Origin of the sequence: uncultured Tateyamaria sp., assembly GCF_947488715.1 — a bacterium.
GTDB lineage: Bacteria > Pseudomonadota > Alphaproteobacteria > Rhodobacterales > Rhodobacteraceae > Tateyamaria.
In genome coordinates this window covers 274,563-288,054 of record NZ_CANLAG010000005.1, presented here as the reverse complement: position 1 = coordinate 288,054, position 13,492 = coordinate 274,563, and the positions used below count along the sequence as shown (strand labels likewise).

Genomic DNA, 13,492 nt, shown 5'->3' with positions numbered 1-13,492 from the left:
TCAGAGACCTTTTTTGCCGCGCACGGCCTTGAGTACAATGGGCAGTGCCGCGAGGGCACACAGACCCAAAATAGGCAACAGGATCGCAGGTTCAAAGATGATGCCCAGATCAGGCGTCTCGCCCCGGTCAAACACCTCGCCCAGACCCGCGCCCACAGAGGTATAGACAACGGCCCCTGGAATGATGCCCAGAAAGGTCGAAATCGCATAACGGCTCAGCGGCACACCCACCAGCGCAGGCACCAGATTGGCCACGAAAAACGGCACCGCAGGCACCAGCCGCATCAGGAACAGCATGGACCACTGGTTTTCGTCGATGCCTTCCTTGATCTTCTTGATGGCGCCCTGGCTTGTGTCCATCTTGGCCGACAGCCGTGCGCCCAGCCCCCAACGGGCCGCCATAAAGATGCCCACCGCCCCCATGGTCGCACCGACCACGTTGAACAGCGCACCGGGGAACGTGGCAAACAGGAACCCGCCTGTCAGCGTCATGATCGACGCCCCCGGCAGGGAAAAGGCGACCACAACCATATAGGCCAGCATGAACACCACCGCCGTCGCCACATAGTTGCTGTCCCGGAACGCCAGCAGCGCCTCGCGGTTGTCGGCCAGTGTCTGGAAACTGAAATAGTCGCGCAGCGCAAAGGCACCGATGCCCGCGACAACAGCAATGCTCAGCAACGGCACGTGCCGCACGAACCCAGACTTCTGGGGGCCGCACTTTTGGGATTGGCTGGTATCGGACATGCCTGTTCCTTTGTTGTCATCTGCCATCTTGTCACCCGGTTCTGGGTGCGTTGTGCCCTAAATGCACGCCAAAGGGGCTATGAAACAGGCCCGCTCACGGTCCCTTGAACACAATTGGCCGATTTCGTGAGAACCACAGCCTGTCGGCACCCTGACTGAAACATATCTACAGGGCATGAACGCGATTTGTTGCAGGGCGGCGGCTTTTTCGGGCTTCTGGGGTTTGACTTGCCCCCCCTGCCCCTTTAGAGGACGGGCTTCGAATACTGCCTTGTCCCGAATCCGCGGGCAACAGGCCAAAAGATACCGGAGCCACTGCGATGAAACGCACTTACCAACCTTCGAACCTCGTGCGCAAACGGCGTCACGGTTTCCGTGCCCGCATGGCGACCAAGGCCGGCCGCAAGATCCTCAACGCCCGTCGCGCCCGCGGCCGGAAGTCGTTGAGCGCATAAGCGCGCCTAAACGGTTTGCAAGATTGACCCCGCCGGAGGCTCCAGTGACCAGCACACCCGCTGCTCCTGATGCGCCACCGGCGGGGCTTTTGCGTTTGCAGGTCCTGACCAAACGCGCCGATTTCCTGCGGGCGTCCCGTGCCCGGCGGGTGGCGATGCCCGGCTTTATCCTTCAGGCCCGCGCGGGCAATGGCACGGACCATGTGCGCATCGGCTATACCTGCTCGAAAAAGGTCGGCAACGCCGTGGCCCGCAACCGCGCCAAGCGGCGCCTGCGCGAAATCGCCCGCCTTGTCCTGCCCCATGACGGAACGGTCGGGACCGACTATGTGCTGGTGGGACGGGCGAATGTGACGGCCACGCGCCCCTTTGACCTTTTGGTGTCTGATCTGCGCGACGCGCTGGGGCGGATGACGTGATGAGCCCGCTGGCCATGATCGTGTCCCTGCCGGTGCGCGCCTACCGCCTCGTGTTCTCGCCCTGGGTTGGCTTCAACTGCCGCTATCAGCCCACCTGCAGCGCCTACGCGATGGAAGCGTTGGAAAAGCATGGCGCGATCCGTGGATCATGGCTTGCCGCGCGCCGCATCGGGCGTTGCCATCCCCTCGGGGGCCACGGCTATGACCCGGTGCCGCCGGAACGCGACGACCCCTGACCGCCGCGCGTCACTGCTTTTCAAAGGTGATGATGACGTCTCCGATGTCCACGCCGCCCCGTTTCATATAGGCCCGGTTCAGAAGGCGGTCCTCAGACAGCAGCCACATCCAGTCGTCGAATGTCACCCGCAGCGTGCCGTCCGGCACCGGCAGGTCGATGGTATAGCGCCAGTTGAACGTGTCGCCCCGCTCTTCTCCCGTGGCCACGCCGATCACACCCGGCGCGGTGCCGGTCCAACTGTCCGGCCCGGTCTTGGTCAGGCTCCAGATGCGTTGCTCGGTGCTGCCATCCGCATAGGCGAAATCCTCGACCAGCCGCAGCGTCTCTCCGTCCCACGTGCCGTTGATTTCCACGTCGAACCGGCGGCGCACTGTGCCGAACACGTCCTGAAACTGGCCCTTGGCCACGACCTGCCCGTCAAAGAATTCTTCGAGGTTCAGGCGCTGTTCGGACAGCAACGGATCATCCGCCCCCGGCTTGCCCGTACAGGCGGCCAGAGCCAACATCATCACCACAATTAGTATTTTGTTAATCATTTCAAACCTTTCGCATGCGAAAGGTCCAGCTTTCGCACCCACGCCCGTCGGGCCTCGGGTGTCAAGATTACGTACCAGCCCCCCTTTTGGTTCACTGACCCCGTGCTATACAGCGCTCAAACCACCCCGCGAGGCGCAGCCATGCTTGACGACAGCGACGACATCCACCCGCTCTTTTCCGGCGCGCCCGGCACCACCGAATTCAAGAAGTTGCGCAAACGCATCGTGCGCGCCACCCGCGAGGCGGTCGATCACTACGGCATGGTTTCGCCCGATGGTCCGCGCCAGAAATGGCTGGTCTGCCTGTCCGGCGGCAAGGACAGCTACACCCTACTCGCCGTCCTGCACGAGCTGCAATGGCGCGGCCTCTTGCCGGTTGACCTGCTGGCCTGCAACCTCGATCAGGGCCAGCCCGGATTTCCCGCAACCGTGCTGCCCGCCTTTCTCGAACGGATGCAGGTGCCGCACCGGATCGAATATCAGGACACATACTCCATCGTCGTCGACAAGGTGCCCCAGGGGCGGACGTTCTGCGCGCTGTGTTCACGCCTGCGCCGCGGCAACCTCTACCGCATCGCCCGCGAGGAAGGGTGCTCTGCGGTGGTGCTGGGCCATCACCGCGACGACATCCTCGAGACGTTCTTTATGAACCTGTTCCACGGCGGCAGGTTGGCAACAATGCCCCCCAAGCTGGTGAACGAAGAGGGCGACCTCTTTGTCTATCGCCCCCTCGCGCATGTGGCCGAAGCCGATTGCGAGAAATTCGCCCGCGCGATGAACTATCCGATCATCCCCTGCGATCTCTGCGGCAGCCAGGACGGTTTGCAACGCCAACAGGTCAAACAGATTCTCGACGGCTGGGAAGCGAACAGCCCCGGACGCAGGCAAGTGATGTTTCGCGCTTTGATGAACGCGCGACCCTCGCACCTTTTGGACCCGAAACTCTTTGATTTCGCCGGACTTGCCCTGAGATCGGAAAAAATTGAGGCAAATCCGGACGACATTCCGGCGCTGCGTTAAACACCGGCTTACCAACGGCTTTTACCACAGGGGCTGCTTGCTGAACCCAAGCGGGCGTCACCTGAAGGAAAGTCACATGCGCATTCGCTTGCCCCGGACATTTGCCGTTTTTCGAAAACGGCTTGCAACCGCATTGTCCGGTCCGCAGATGCTGGCCTTTGTCCCGGCGCTGACGTTGGCCGGGTTCTGGCTGGGGGGTGAGGCGGCGTTGATGCTCGTCGCTGTAGCGGCCCCTGTGGCGTGGCTGCTGCTGGGTGGGATGGATGCGTGGATTGCCAATGCCGCGCGCGGGCAACAGAACGGTGGCTTGGTCGGCTCTGACGCGTTTACCGCCCATGCCGATGCCCTGCGGGACGAGCTGCGCGGCGCGACGATGACCAGCGCCATCTTTGCCATCGAACTGGATGAATTTTCTCTGCTCAAGGATCGGTTTGAACCCGGCGCCGTGGACCGTGTGCTCAAGGCCGTGGGCGACCGTATCATGGCCGCCGCACGCGAACAGGACACTGTCAGCCGCATTGGGGATTGCCGTTTCGGCGTCTGCCTCGAACAGGTGCGCCACCTCGATCTCGAAAGCTGTATCCAACTCAGCGGCCGCATCCAGCAAGCTATCGAGGAGCCAATCGCCATCGACGGCACCTCGGTCTACATGTCGTCCAGCATCGGGTTCTGCCTGCTGGCGCGCGCGCCGCGCGACACGGGGCGCGATTGGATCAACGGCAGCATCGCAGCCCTGCACGAGGCCCAGCGCCGTGGACCCACATCCGTCCGCGCCTATTCCACCGAACTGCATTCCCGCCTGAAAACCCGCGCCAACCTGCGCGACGAGGTCGCCGCCGCCCTCGAACGCGGCCAGATCCAGCCGTGGTTCCAGCCCCAGATCTCGACCGACACCGGAAAAGTGACGGGATTCGAGGCGCTGGCCAGATGGATTCACTCGGATCGCGGTGCGATCTCGCCCGCCGAATTTCTGCCCGCCATCGAAGATGCCGGATTGCTGGAACGCCTGGCCGAAGTCATGATTTACCATGCATTCACCGCGCTCAAGGCCTGGGATTCCGCGGGCCTGCACATCCCCCATGTCGGCGTGAACTTCAGCGGGTCCGAATTGAACAATCCCCGCCTCGTCGACAAGATCCGTTGGGAGCTTGACCGTTTCGACCTGACGCCCGATCGGCTAGCCGTCGAAATACTGGAAACCGTGGTCACCGACACTTCGGACGACACGATCACGCGCAACATCAACGCGCTGTCCGAATTGGGCTGCCGCATCGATCTGGATGACTTTGGCACCGGCAACGCCTCGATCTCGTCGATCCGTAGGTTCGGTGTGGGGCGGATCAAGATTGACCGGTCTTTCGTCATGAAGGCGGACCGCGACCCCGATCAACAACGGATGATCAGTGCCGTCCTTACAATGGCCGAACGGCTGGATGTCGAAACCCTCGCCGAAGGGGTAGAAACCGTGGGCGAACACGCTTTGCTGGCGCAGTTGGGATGTGATTTCGTGCAAGGGTTCGGCATCGCACGTCCGATGCCCTTTGAGAAAACACTGGATTGGGTCCGAACCCACGAGGCCAAGCTGCAAGAGGCGCCCACAATCCCAACCCGCAAGGCCAAACGCGGCTGACCAGCACAGGCAGCGCACCGTCGGCTCACCAGCCGGGCCACGCTCAACAGCCACCTGCCACCTCAATCCATCGCAGTGCCCTTGAATTCAGGCGAATCCGCTTGACCTTTGGCCCCGCACTCTGTTGAACCCGTGCGAACGTTTCAGACAGCAGGTGGCAGTCCCAGATGGACGATCAGAACAAGAACCTCATTCTTGCAACGGCACTCAGTTTCCTCGTGATCCTTGTGTGGTTTGTCCTCTTTCCCCCGCCGGAGCCCGAGACACAGCCCGGTGCGGACATCACCCAATCCGAACTGACAGCCCCCACCGCCGGCGGTGAGGCAACTGTGCCATCCACGGCGGACGCGGCCACCGCAACCGCCACCGCAACAGACGAAACGGCCCCCACAACCGAGGCCGCGCGCATCCCGCTCGAAACACCCCGCCTGACCGGTTCGGTGTCTCTGTTGGGTGGCCGCATCGACGACCTGTCCCTGCGCGACTACAAAGTCTCGCTTGAGGCCGGCAGCGACATCGTGCGGATGCTGTCCCCTGTGGGCGAGGCAGACGCCTACTACGCACTCTATGGCTGGGCCGCGGGTTCTGGCCTGTCGCCCGAGGACGTGCCGGGCCCCAACACGATCTGGCAAGCCCCCGAAGGCGCGACCCTGACCCCGGAAACACCCCTGACCCTGCGCTGGGACAACGGTTCCGGCCTGGCCTTTGAACGCACGGTCGCCATCGACGAAGACTATATGTTCACCGTCACCCAGACCGTCACCAACTCCGGCAGCGCGCAGGTGGCCCTTGCCCCCTACAGCGTGCTGGCCCGTCACGGCCTGCCGCAAGACGTGACTGGCATCTGGGTTGTGCACGAAGGTGCGGTGCAATTCGCAGGGGGCGAGTACCTCGAAACCGACTGGAACGATTTCGACAGCTATGCCGAGCGCGACACCGACGCCGGGCAGGACGCGCGCTGGGCCGGGTTCAGCGACCACTACTGGCAGACCGTCCTGATCGCGCCCAAGGAAGGCGCCACACGGGTCGAAACATTCTATGACGCGAACCGCGACATCTACCAGACGACGGCCAAGCAACAGACCAAGACACTGGCAGCGGGCGAGAGCGCGACAGTCACCAGCCAGGTGTTTGCCGGCGCAAAGGAGTGGGAAACCATCCGCAACTACCAGTCCGACGGGGTCGAGAAATTCATCGACAGCATCGACTGGGGTTGGTTCTTTTTCCTGACCAAGCCGATTTTCTGGCTGCTGCACGAGTTGAACGCGCTGGTCGGCAACATGGGCTGGGCGATCATTGGCCTGACGCTGATCATCAAGGCGGTCCTGTTCCCGCTGGCCTACAAATCCTACGTCTCCATGGCCAAGATGAAAGAGCTTCAGCCGCAGATGGAAAAGCTCAAGGAGAGCGCGGGCGACGACAAGCAAAAGCTGCAACAGGGCATGATGGAGCTGTACAAGAAGGAAAAGGTGAACCCCGCCGCGGGCTGTTTGCCGATCCTGCTGCAGATCCCGATCTTCTTCTCGCTCTACAAGGTGATCTTTGTCACCATCGAACTGCGCCACGCGCCCTGGTTCGGCCCCTTTGCCGACCTCAGCGCGCCGGACCCCACGTCGATCATGAACCTCTTTGGGCTGCTGCCCTTTGACGGGCCGACACCCGGTTCGATTGTTGCGCTGATCTTTATCGGTATTCTGCCGCTGCTGCTGGGTATTTCCATGTGGCTGCAACAGAAATTGAACCCGGCCCCCACTGACCCCACGCAACAGATGATCTTTGCCTGGATGCCATGGGTGTTCATGTTCATGCTGGGCAGCTTTGCCAGCGGTCTCGTGGTCTACTGGATTGCCAACAACGTGATCACCTTCACGCAGCAGTACCTGATCATGCGCAGCCAGGGCTACAAGCCGGACCTGCTGGGCAACATCAAGGGCAGCTTCAAGAAGCGGTCTGCGTCGGACAGCAAGTGATGCAAGTCACGCAGCTCTGGCGTCACCCGATCAAGAGCCACGGGCGCGAACGTGTCGCACAGGTGGACCTTGTTGCGGGCCAGAGCATGCCATGGGACCGCGTGTGGGCCATCGCCCATGACGCGGCCCGTGCGGCACCCGGCGCGTGGGCGCCTTGCGCCAATTTCAGCCGCGCCAACAAAGCGCCGTCGCTGATGGCGATCACCGCACACCTCGATGAGGATGCGGGCCTTTTGACCCTGTCGCACCCCGACCGGCCCGACCTGACCGTAAAGCCTGATGCCGACCCGCAGGCGCTGGTGGACTGGACGATGCCACTGGTGCCCCAGAACAGAGCCCTGCCCGCCACGGTGTTCCGCCTGCCCGAACGCGGCTACACCGACAGCGACTTTGCCTCGGTCACACTGTGCAACCACGCCTCGCACCGCGCCGTCGAAGAGCGGATGGAACAGGCCCTGTCGCTGCACCGCTGGCGTGGCAACATCTGGTTCGACAGCGCGGCCCCATGGGTCGAATTCGACTGGATCGGCCGCGACATTCAGGTGGGCGACGCCATCCTGCGCCCACGCGAGCGCACGGACCGCTGCGTGGCCACCGCCGCCAACCCCGACACGGGCCAACGCGACATCGACCTGCTTGCCGCCCTGGACAGCTTTGGCCACCAGTATTTCTCTGTCCGTTGCGAGGTGATCCGCGGCGGCACCGTCCGAACCGACGATATGGTGATGCCCCTATGACCCAACTGCCCTTTCCCATCGCCGAGGACCCGGACGCCCAGACCGCCGAACGTGGCCGCCTGCTCTTTGCCGGCGAAACCGAGTTCGTCAAAGGGGTCGTGGCCATGTCCGGCTTGCCCCCCGCCGACCGGATGGAAGTCTGCTTTGCCGGGCGCTCGAATGTCGGCAAATCGTCGCTGATCAACGCCCTCACGGGTCGCAAAGGACTGGCGCGGGCCTCGAACACACCGGGGCGCACGCAAGAGATCAACTATTTCACCGCCGGGGAAAGCCACTATCTCGTCGACTTGCCGGGCTATGGCTATGCCAACGCGCCACTGCCGATCGTGGCCAAATGGCAAAAGCTGTTGAAGCAATACTTGTCGGGCCGCCAGACGCTACGCCGCGCCTTTGTGCTGATCGACGCGCGCCACGGCGTCAAAAAGGTCGACGAGGAAATCCTCAGCCTACTCGACAGCGCCGCCGTCACATTCCAATGCGTGTTGACCAAAACCGACAAAGTCAAAGCCCGCGACCGCGACGCCGTCTTGGCGCAAACACGTGCGGCCCTTGCCAAACACCCCGCCGCCTTCCCCGAACTGATCCTCACCTCGAGCGAAAAGGGCGACGGCATCGCCACACTGCGTGCCACCATCGCAACGCTGGAATAGCAGATCAGCCGCGCAGGTGCGTCCCCTCCCCAGGGGGGAGGGCCAGGGTGGGGGCCGGACATGGCTTGCGCGACAGCGCGCAATTCTGGATAAGCGGCGAAACCCTTCAAGGCTCCTCAGAAAGATGCAGACCAGAGACATGAACCGCGATTGGATCGCCACCGCCCGTACCCTGTCCCAGGCCCTGCCCTATATGCAGCGCTACGCTGGTGCGACTGTCGTCATCAAGCTGGGCGGCCATGCCATGGGGTCCGACGAGGCCATGGCCAGCTTTGCCAATGACGTGGTGCTGATGCGTCAGGTCGGCGTGAACCCGGTTGTGGTGCATGGCGGCGGGCCGATGATCAACGATATGCTGGGTCGGCTCGACATCCAGTCCGAGTTCGTCAACGGCAAGCGCGTGACCGACGCGGCCACCATGGACGTGGTCGAAATGGTGCTGTCGGGCATCGTCAACAAGCGGATCGTTCAGGCCATCAACCGCGCCGGTGGCCGGGCCGTGGGGCTGTCGGGCAAAGACGCCAACCTGATGACCTGCGATCAGACCGACCCGGCACTTGGCCTGGTCGGCACCCCGGCCCAGATGGACCCCAAGATCCTGCACACCCTCTTTGACACCGCCATGATCCCGGTGATTGCACCGCTGGGCGCGGGCCAGCAAGGCGAAACATTCAACATCAACGGTGACACCGCCGCCGGTGCCATTGCCGCCGCCCTCAAGGCCGACCGCCTGCTGTTGCTGACGGATGTGTCCGGGGTCAAGAACGCGCAAGGCGAGGTTGTCACCGAGATCACCGCCGACCAGATCCGCGACATGACCGCCGATGGCACCATCGCCGGTGGCATGATCCCCAAGACCGAGACCGCGCTCGATGCCATCGCCAGCGGCGTGCGCGCGGTTGTCATCCTCGATGGGCGCGCGCCCAACGCCTGCCTGCTCGAACTGTTCACCGATCACGGGGCCGGGTCCATCATCCGCCCACGCTGACACAAACGTGTCTATCCACCGCATTGCACCAGCCGTCGCGGAGGGTAGGTATGGGGCATGGAAAACGAAACTCTGATCCGCTTTGGCGTCTTTCTGGGCCTGTTTGCGCTGTTTGCGCTGGCCGAGACGCTGTTGCCCCGCCGCACCCGCAGTCAAAGCCGCGCCAAACGCTGGCTGACCAATTGGGGCATGACGGTTGCCAACACGCTCTTTGTGCGCGCCATGGCCTTTGTCCTGCCTGTGCTGGCCGTGGGTGCCGCCGTGGATGCCTCCAATCAGGGCTGGGGCCTGTTGAACGCGCTGACGCTGCCCCTCTGGCTCGAGGTTGCGCTGGCCATCCTGATCCTCGATTTCATCATCTGGGCGCAGCATCTGATCACCCACAAGGTGCCGCTGTTGTGGCGTTTGCACCAGGTGCACCACGCGGATGTGGACATTGACGTGACCACCGCCATCCGTTTTCACCCGATCGAGATTGGGCTGTCCATGTTGATCAAGATTGGCGCGGTCTATCTGCTTGGCCCCGCCGCCGTGGCCGTGATCCTGTTCGAGATCATCCTGAACGGCACCGCGATGTTCAACCACGCCAACATCCGCCTGCCCCTGTGGCTCGACGCGATTGTGCGGCGGGTGCTGGTGACACCTGACATGCACCGCGTCCACCATTCGGTCCACCGCCACGAGCATGACAGCAATTACGGATTTTCGCTGTCGATCTGGGACCGCATGTTTGGCACCTATATCGCGCAGCCCGCCGAGGGGCATGACGACATGCAGATCGGTCTGGAGTGGCAAGACGACCGCCCCGCGCGTCTGGGCTGGTCGCTTGGCCTGCCCTTTGCCAGGAAATGACCGTTCTGGCGCACCTGCGCAGCGGATTAAAGCCTCACGGTCTGTTCATCATGGGAGTGGACGGCGCGCGCGTGCTGATTGGCACCGATGCCGGGTGGTGGGACGTGTTTGCCGCCAGCGCCGAGCATGGCGATGGTGCCGCCGATCCGGTGGACAGATGGTCGAAACGGGTGCTCGGCACCTTCGCCACCGAGATGGGTGCGCAGGCCAGCTTTCCCTCTGACGGCCCACCCTATGCGCCGTTCATCGCCTGGGCGCTGGCCACAGGCCGGTTCTGGCAAAGTCCCACGGGCATGATGATCCACGACACTGCCGGATTGATGATCTCGATCCGGGGGGCGCTGGTGTTCGACACGCCCTTTGCCGCCGACCTGCACAACGGTGCGTCCCCTTGCGTGACCTGCGCGGACCGCCCTTGCGTCACCGCCTGCCCCGTCAGAGCACTCAGCGCCGACGCGCCATATGACGTGCCCGCCTGCAAATCCTATCTCGACACGGACGCTGGCGCGGATTGCATGGGCGCGGGGTGCGTCGTGCGGCGCGTCTGTCCGGTCAGCCAGACCTTTGACCGGCCCGCGGAGCAATCTGCGTTTCATATGGCCGCTTTTCACAAATGACCCGCACCCTGATCCTGATGCGGCATGCGAAATCCAGTTGGGATGATCCGCATCTGGCGGATATTGCCCGCCCGCTGAACCGCCGTGGTCAGGCCTCGGCCGCCGCCATGGGCGCATGGTTGCGCGCGCGAGGGCACGTGCCTGATGCCGCGGTCAGTTCCAACAGCACACGCACTGCCGAGACGTTCGAGGCGCTGGGGCTGGATTGCTCGGTGACGTTCACGAAGACGCTCTACCATGCGGGGCCTGACGCCATGATGACCGTGCTGCGCGGCCAAGAGGCGGCGAGCGTTCTCATGCTGGGCCACAATCCCGGCATTGCGGAGTTTGCAGACCGTCTGGTCACCAGACCGCCAGCGCATCCACGCTTTGCCGACTATCCAACCTGTGCGACCTGTGTCATCCGTTTTGATACAGACACCTGGAACGACATCGGCTGGCACGAGGGCCAGCCGATGGATTTCGCGATACCGCGAGAACTGATACGGTAGGGCGGGGTTTCACCCCGCCGTCCGTCAATGCCCCAGGATCTGGCTCAGGAACAACTGCGTCCGCGGGCTCTGCGGGTTGTTAAAGAACTCTTCGGGCTCGTTCTGTTCGACGATCTGGCCCTCGTCCATAAAGATCACGCGGTTCGCCACCTGACGGGCAAAGCCCATCTCGTGCGTGACGCAGAGCATGGTCATGCCCTCTTCGGCCAGCTCGACCATCGTATCCAGAACCTCTTTGATCATCTCGGGGTCCAGCGCCGATGTGGGTTCGTCAAACAGCATGATGCGCGGGCGCATGCAGAGCGAGCGGGCAATCGCCACACGTTGCTGCTGACCACCGGACAACTGGCCGGGATATTTGTCGGCCTGATCGGGGATCTTCACCTTTTCGAGGAAGTGCATCGCGATCTCTTCGGCTTCTTTCTTGGGCGTCTTGCGCACCCAGATCGGGGCCAGCGTGCAGTTCTCGAGGATCGACAGGTGCGGGAAGAGGTTGAAGTGCTGAAAGCACATGCCAACCTCTGACCGGATCTTGTCGATGTTCTTGACGTCCGAGGACAGCAACGTGCCATCCACGGTGATCGATCCCTGCTGATGCTCTTCCAGAGCATTGATGCAGCGGATCAGCGTGGATTTGCCAGAGCCAGACGGCCCGGCGATCACGATCCGCTCGCCCTGATAGACGGTCAGATCGATGTCGCGCAGCACGTGAAAGGAGCCGTACCACTTATTCATCTTGTCGATGGAAATCGCGACTTCGGATGAGACGTTCATTGCAGTTTGTGTAGTCATATCAGCCACTCCTTATCAGCGGTGATCGGTCGCGAGCTGGCGTTCCAGCCACTGCGAGTATTGTGAGATGCCGTAGCAGACGACAAAGAAGAGAAGCGCGGCAAAGCCCAGCAGTTCCCAGTACACCCCGTTCCATTCGGTCGAGGCGAGGATGGGACCGCGGATCATACCCACAAGGTCGAACATCGAGATGACCGACACCAGCGTTGTGTCCTTGAACAGGCCCACCGCCACGTTCACGATCCCCGGAATGGAGATTTTCAACGCTTGGGGCAGGATGATCAGACGCATCGCTTGCGGGTAGTCGAGGCCGAGGCTGTCTGCGGCTTCGTATTGGCCACGTGGCAGAGCGGCGAGGCCACCCCGGATCACTTCGGCGATATAGGCCGCCGAGAACATCGTGATCATGATCACCACGCGCAGGAACAGGTCAGTCGTTGTGCCGGGCGGGAAGAAGTAGGCCAGCATCACCGACGCCACGAACAGCAAGGTGATGAGCGGCACGCCACGGATGAATTCAATGAAGATCACACAGATCCACTTGATCAGCGGCATGTCCGACTGGCGACCCAGCGCCAGCGCGATGCCCAGCGGCACCGACAGCGACACACAGGCCACGCCCAGCATCATGTTGAGCATGAAGCCCCCCAGATCCCGGCTTGGCACGGCTTGCAGCATTGCGCCTTCGTTGGCGTTTTCGGGGATCAGCATGCCCCCGATGATCCAGACCACAAAGGCTGCGGCGATCCCGCCAAAGAAACCGGCGGCAAAGCTGCCCGTGACCAGGCGTTGGTACACGAAATAACCCACGACGGTCCCGACCAGAGCCAGGATCGGCGTCATGATGGTGCCGCCCCAGATCAGGTAGTAGGCCAAAAAGGGGAAGATCGCTGTGAACAACAGCAGCTTGCGCGGCAGTTTATAGAACAGGACCGGTGCGGCGGCTGCAAAGAACAGCAGGAACGTCAGCGATGGGCGCCAGTACCCGACGGTTGGCAACAGACCAAGCACCGTACGAGGTGTGTCTTCTGTCGCTTGTGGGTACTTGAACCCGAACAAGAGCTGGTTCCAGCGTTCCGTCAGGACCGAGAAACAGCCCCCCGACACGCCGTCCAGTACCTCGCGGCATTCCGCCAGGCTGGAGGTGTTCCAAACCCCGGCAAAGATCCATGGCAGCGTGTTGCCCAGGATCACGTAGATCACATAGCACGACACGAATGTCAGAAGACCATAGAGCCACGTCGAGAACAGGTTGTCCTTGGCCCATTTGTATGGCCCTGTCGCCGACGAGGGCGGGGGTGATGGCGGCACCTGTTCGGTGCGGACAAAGGCAGCGGATGTATCTGACAT

The 13,492-nt window shown here is 62.5% G+C and carries 16 protein-coding genes; 12 read left to right on the top strand and 4 right to left on the bottom strand.

Features of this window, described 5'->3' with window-relative positions; translation table 11 throughout:
* The gene (locus Q0936_RS13810) at nucleotides 1-747 is read right to left on the bottom strand and encodes a TVP38/TMEM64 family protein (protein ID WP_299295130.1); all 747 of its coding nucleotides are present in this window, start codon (nucleotides 745-747) and stop codon (nucleotides 1-3) included.
* A gap of 320 nt (nucleotides 748-1,067) precedes the next feature.
* Between Q0936_RS13810 and rpmH the strand changes: the two genes are divergently transcribed.
* From rpmH to yidD, 3 genes are read left to right on the top strand one after another with little or no spacing between them, the layout of a single operon-like run.
* Nucleotides 1,068-1,202 carry a 50S ribosomal protein L34 gene (gene rpmH / locus Q0936_RS13805; protein ID WP_005980833.1) on the top strand — a complete coding sequence of 45 codons (135 nt, stop codon included), beginning with the start codon at nucleotides 1,068-1,070 and terminating at the stop codon, nucleotides 1,200-1,202.
* 44 nt (nucleotides 1,203-1,246) lie between these two features.
* On the top strand, nucleotides 1,247-1,621 hold the full coding sequence (rnpA, locus tag Q0936_RS13800; RefSeq protein ID WP_299295128.1) for a ribonuclease P protein component: 375 nt from the start codon (nucleotides 1,247-1,249) through the stop codon (nucleotides 1,619-1,621).
* Entirely contained in the window at nucleotides 1,621-1,857 is a 237-nt protein-coding gene (yidD, locus tag Q0936_RS13795; protein WP_299295126.1) for a membrane protein insertion efficiency factor YidD, read from the top strand. Before rnpA ends, yidD begins: the two co-directional genes overlap by 1 nt.
* Nucleotides 1,858-1,867: 10 nt before the next feature.
* On the opposite strand, the gene Q0936_RS13790 is transcribed toward yidD, so the two are convergent.
* Nucleotides 1,868-2,395 (bottom strand): DUF3833 domain-containing protein, encoded by a 528-nt coding sequence (locus tag Q0936_RS13790; RefSeq protein WP_299295124.1) that lies wholly within the window; start codon nucleotides 2,393-2,395, stop codon nucleotides 1,868-1,870.
* Between the two features lie 141 nt (nucleotides 2,396-2,536).
* Between Q0936_RS13790 and ttcA the strand changes: the two genes are divergently transcribed.
* The 9 genes from ttcA to Q0936_RS13745 all read left to right on the top strand — a co-directional run bounded on the left by ttcA (nucleotide 2,537) and on the right by Q0936_RS13745 (nucleotide 11,350).
* Nucleotides 2,537-3,415, top strand: a complete 879-nt coding sequence (gene ttcA / locus Q0936_RS13785; protein WP_299295121.1) for a tRNA 2-thiocytidine(32) synthetase TtcA — start codon at nucleotides 2,537-2,539, stop codon at nucleotides 3,413-3,415.
* Nucleotides 3,416-3,491: 76 nt separating this feature from the next.
* A complete protein-coding gene (locus Q0936_RS13780; protein WP_299295119.1) occupies nucleotides 3,492-5,045 on the top strand; it encodes a bifunctional diguanylate cyclase/phosphodiesterase in 1,554 nt (517 codons plus the stop codon).
* 167 nt (nucleotides 5,046-5,212) lie between these two features.
* The gene (gene yidC / locus Q0936_RS13775) at nucleotides 5,213-7,015 is read left to right on the top strand and encodes a membrane protein insertase YidC (protein WP_299295117.1); all 1,803 of its coding nucleotides are present in this window, start codon (nucleotides 5,213-5,215) and stop codon (nucleotides 7,013-7,015) included.
* Complete coding sequence (locus Q0936_RS13770; RefSeq protein WP_299295115.1) at nucleotides 7,015-7,752, top strand: MOSC N-terminal beta barrel domain-containing protein; 738 nt, start codon at nucleotides 7,015-7,017, stop codon at nucleotides 7,750-7,752. The genes yidC and Q0936_RS13770 overlap by 1 nt, the downstream gene beginning before the upstream one ends.
* The gene (yihA, locus tag Q0936_RS13765; protein ID WP_299142317.1) at nucleotides 7,749-8,402 is read left to right on the top strand and encodes a ribosome biogenesis GTP-binding protein YihA/YsxC; all 654 of its coding nucleotides are present in this window, start codon (nucleotides 7,749-7,751) and stop codon (nucleotides 8,400-8,402) included. Before Q0936_RS13770 ends, yihA begins: the two co-directional genes overlap by 4 nt.
* A gap of 124 nt (nucleotides 8,403-8,526) precedes the next feature.
* A complete protein-coding gene (argB, locus tag Q0936_RS13760; RefSeq protein ID WP_299378192.1) occupies nucleotides 8,527-9,390 on the top strand; it encodes an acetylglutamate kinase in 864 nt (287 codons plus the stop codon).
* Between the two features lie 57 nt (nucleotides 9,391-9,447).
* On the top strand, nucleotides 9,448-10,242 hold the full coding sequence (locus Q0936_RS13755; protein ID WP_299297372.1) for a sterol desaturase family protein: 795 nt from the start codon (nucleotides 9,448-9,450) through the stop codon (nucleotides 10,240-10,242).
* Nucleotides 10,239-10,859 (top strand): ferredoxin, encoded by a 621-nt coding sequence (locus Q0936_RS13750; protein ID WP_299297370.1) that lies wholly within the window; start codon nucleotides 10,239-10,241, stop codon nucleotides 10,857-10,859. Before Q0936_RS13755 ends, Q0936_RS13750 begins: the two co-directional genes overlap by 4 nt.
* Nucleotides 10,856-11,350 (top strand): histidine phosphatase family protein, encoded by a 495-nt coding sequence (locus tag Q0936_RS13745; protein ID WP_299297368.1) that lies wholly within the window; start codon nucleotides 10,856-10,858, stop codon nucleotides 11,348-11,350. Before Q0936_RS13750 ends, Q0936_RS13745 begins: the two co-directional genes overlap by 4 nt.
* Nucleotides 11,351-11,374: 24 nt before the next feature.
* Here Q0936_RS13745 and Q0936_RS13740 read toward each other — a convergent pair whose 3' ends face one another.
* The gene (locus Q0936_RS13740) at nucleotides 11,375-12,142 is read right to left on the bottom strand and encodes an amino acid ABC transporter ATP-binding protein (protein WP_299142329.1); all 768 of its coding nucleotides are present in this window, start codon (nucleotides 12,140-12,142) and stop codon (nucleotides 11,375-11,377) included.
* A gap of 15 nt (nucleotides 12,143-12,157) precedes the next feature.
* Nucleotides 12,158-13,492 carry an amino acid ABC transporter permease gene (locus tag Q0936_RS13735; RefSeq protein WP_299298601.1) on the bottom strand — a complete coding sequence of 445 codons (1,335 nt, stop codon included), beginning with the start codon at nucleotides 13,490-13,492 and terminating at the stop codon, nucleotides 12,158-12,160.

What these genes read in the sequence shown, in the direction of transcription:
- Q0936_RS13790 (WP_299295124.1), bottom strand. Translation starts at nt 2,395, where the DNA reads ATGATTAACAAAATACTAATTGTGGTGATGATGTTGGCTCTGGCCGCC.
- Q0936_RS13810 (WP_299295130.1), bottom strand. Translation starts at nt 747, where the DNA reads ATGTCCGATACCAGCCAATCCCAAAAGTGCGGCCCCCAGAAGTCTGGG.
- yidC (WP_299295117.1), top strand. Translation starts at nt 5,213, where the DNA reads ATGGACGATCAGAACAAGAACCTCATTCTTGCAACGGCACTCAGTTTC.
- Q0936_RS13750 (WP_299297370.1), top strand. Translation starts at nt 10,239, where the DNA reads ATGACCGTTCTGGCGCACCTGCGCAGCGGATTAAAGCCTCACGGTCTG.
- rpmH (WP_005980833.1), top strand. Translation starts at nt 1,068, where the DNA reads ATGAAACGCACTTACCAACCTTCGAACCTCGTGCGCAAACGGCGTCAC.
- Q0936_RS13740 (WP_299142329.1), bottom strand. Translation starts at nt 12,142, where the DNA reads ATGACTACACAAACTGCAATGAACGTCTCATCCGAAGTCGCGATTTCC.
- Q0936_RS13780 (WP_299295119.1), top strand. Translation starts at nt 3,492, where the DNA reads ATGCGCATTCGCTTGCCCCGGACATTTGCCGTTTTTCGAAAACGGCTT.
- argB (WP_299378192.1), top strand. Translation starts at nt 8,527, where the DNA reads ATGCAGACCAGAGACATGAACCGCGATTGGATCGCCACCGCCCGTACC.
- yihA (WP_299142317.1), top strand. Translation starts at nt 7,749, where the DNA reads ATGACCCAACTGCCCTTTCCCATCGCCGAGGACCCGGACGCCCAGACC.
- Q0936_RS13745 (WP_299297368.1), top strand. Translation starts at nt 10,856, where the DNA reads ATGACCCGCACCCTGATCCTGATGCGGCATGCGAAATCCAGTTGGGAT.
- Q0936_RS13755 (WP_299297372.1), top strand. Translation starts at nt 9,448, where the DNA reads ATGGAAAACGAAACTCTGATCCGCTTTGGCGTCTTTCTGGGCCTGTTT.
- Q0936_RS13770 (WP_299295115.1), top strand. Translation starts at nt 7,015, where the DNA reads ATGCAAGTCACGCAGCTCTGGCGTCACCCGATCAAGAGCCACGGGCGC.
- Q0936_RS13735 (WP_299298601.1), bottom strand. Translation starts at nt 13,492, where the DNA reads ATGTCAGATACATCCGCTGCCTTTGTCCGCACCGAACAGGTGCCGCCA.
- yidD (WP_299295126.1), top strand. Translation starts at nt 1,621, where the DNA reads ATGAGCCCGCTGGCCATGATCGTGTCCCTGCCGGTGCGCGCCTACCGC.
- ttcA (WP_299295121.1), top strand. Translation starts at nt 2,537, where the DNA reads ATGCTTGACGACAGCGACGACATCCACCCGCTCTTTTCCGGCGCGCCC.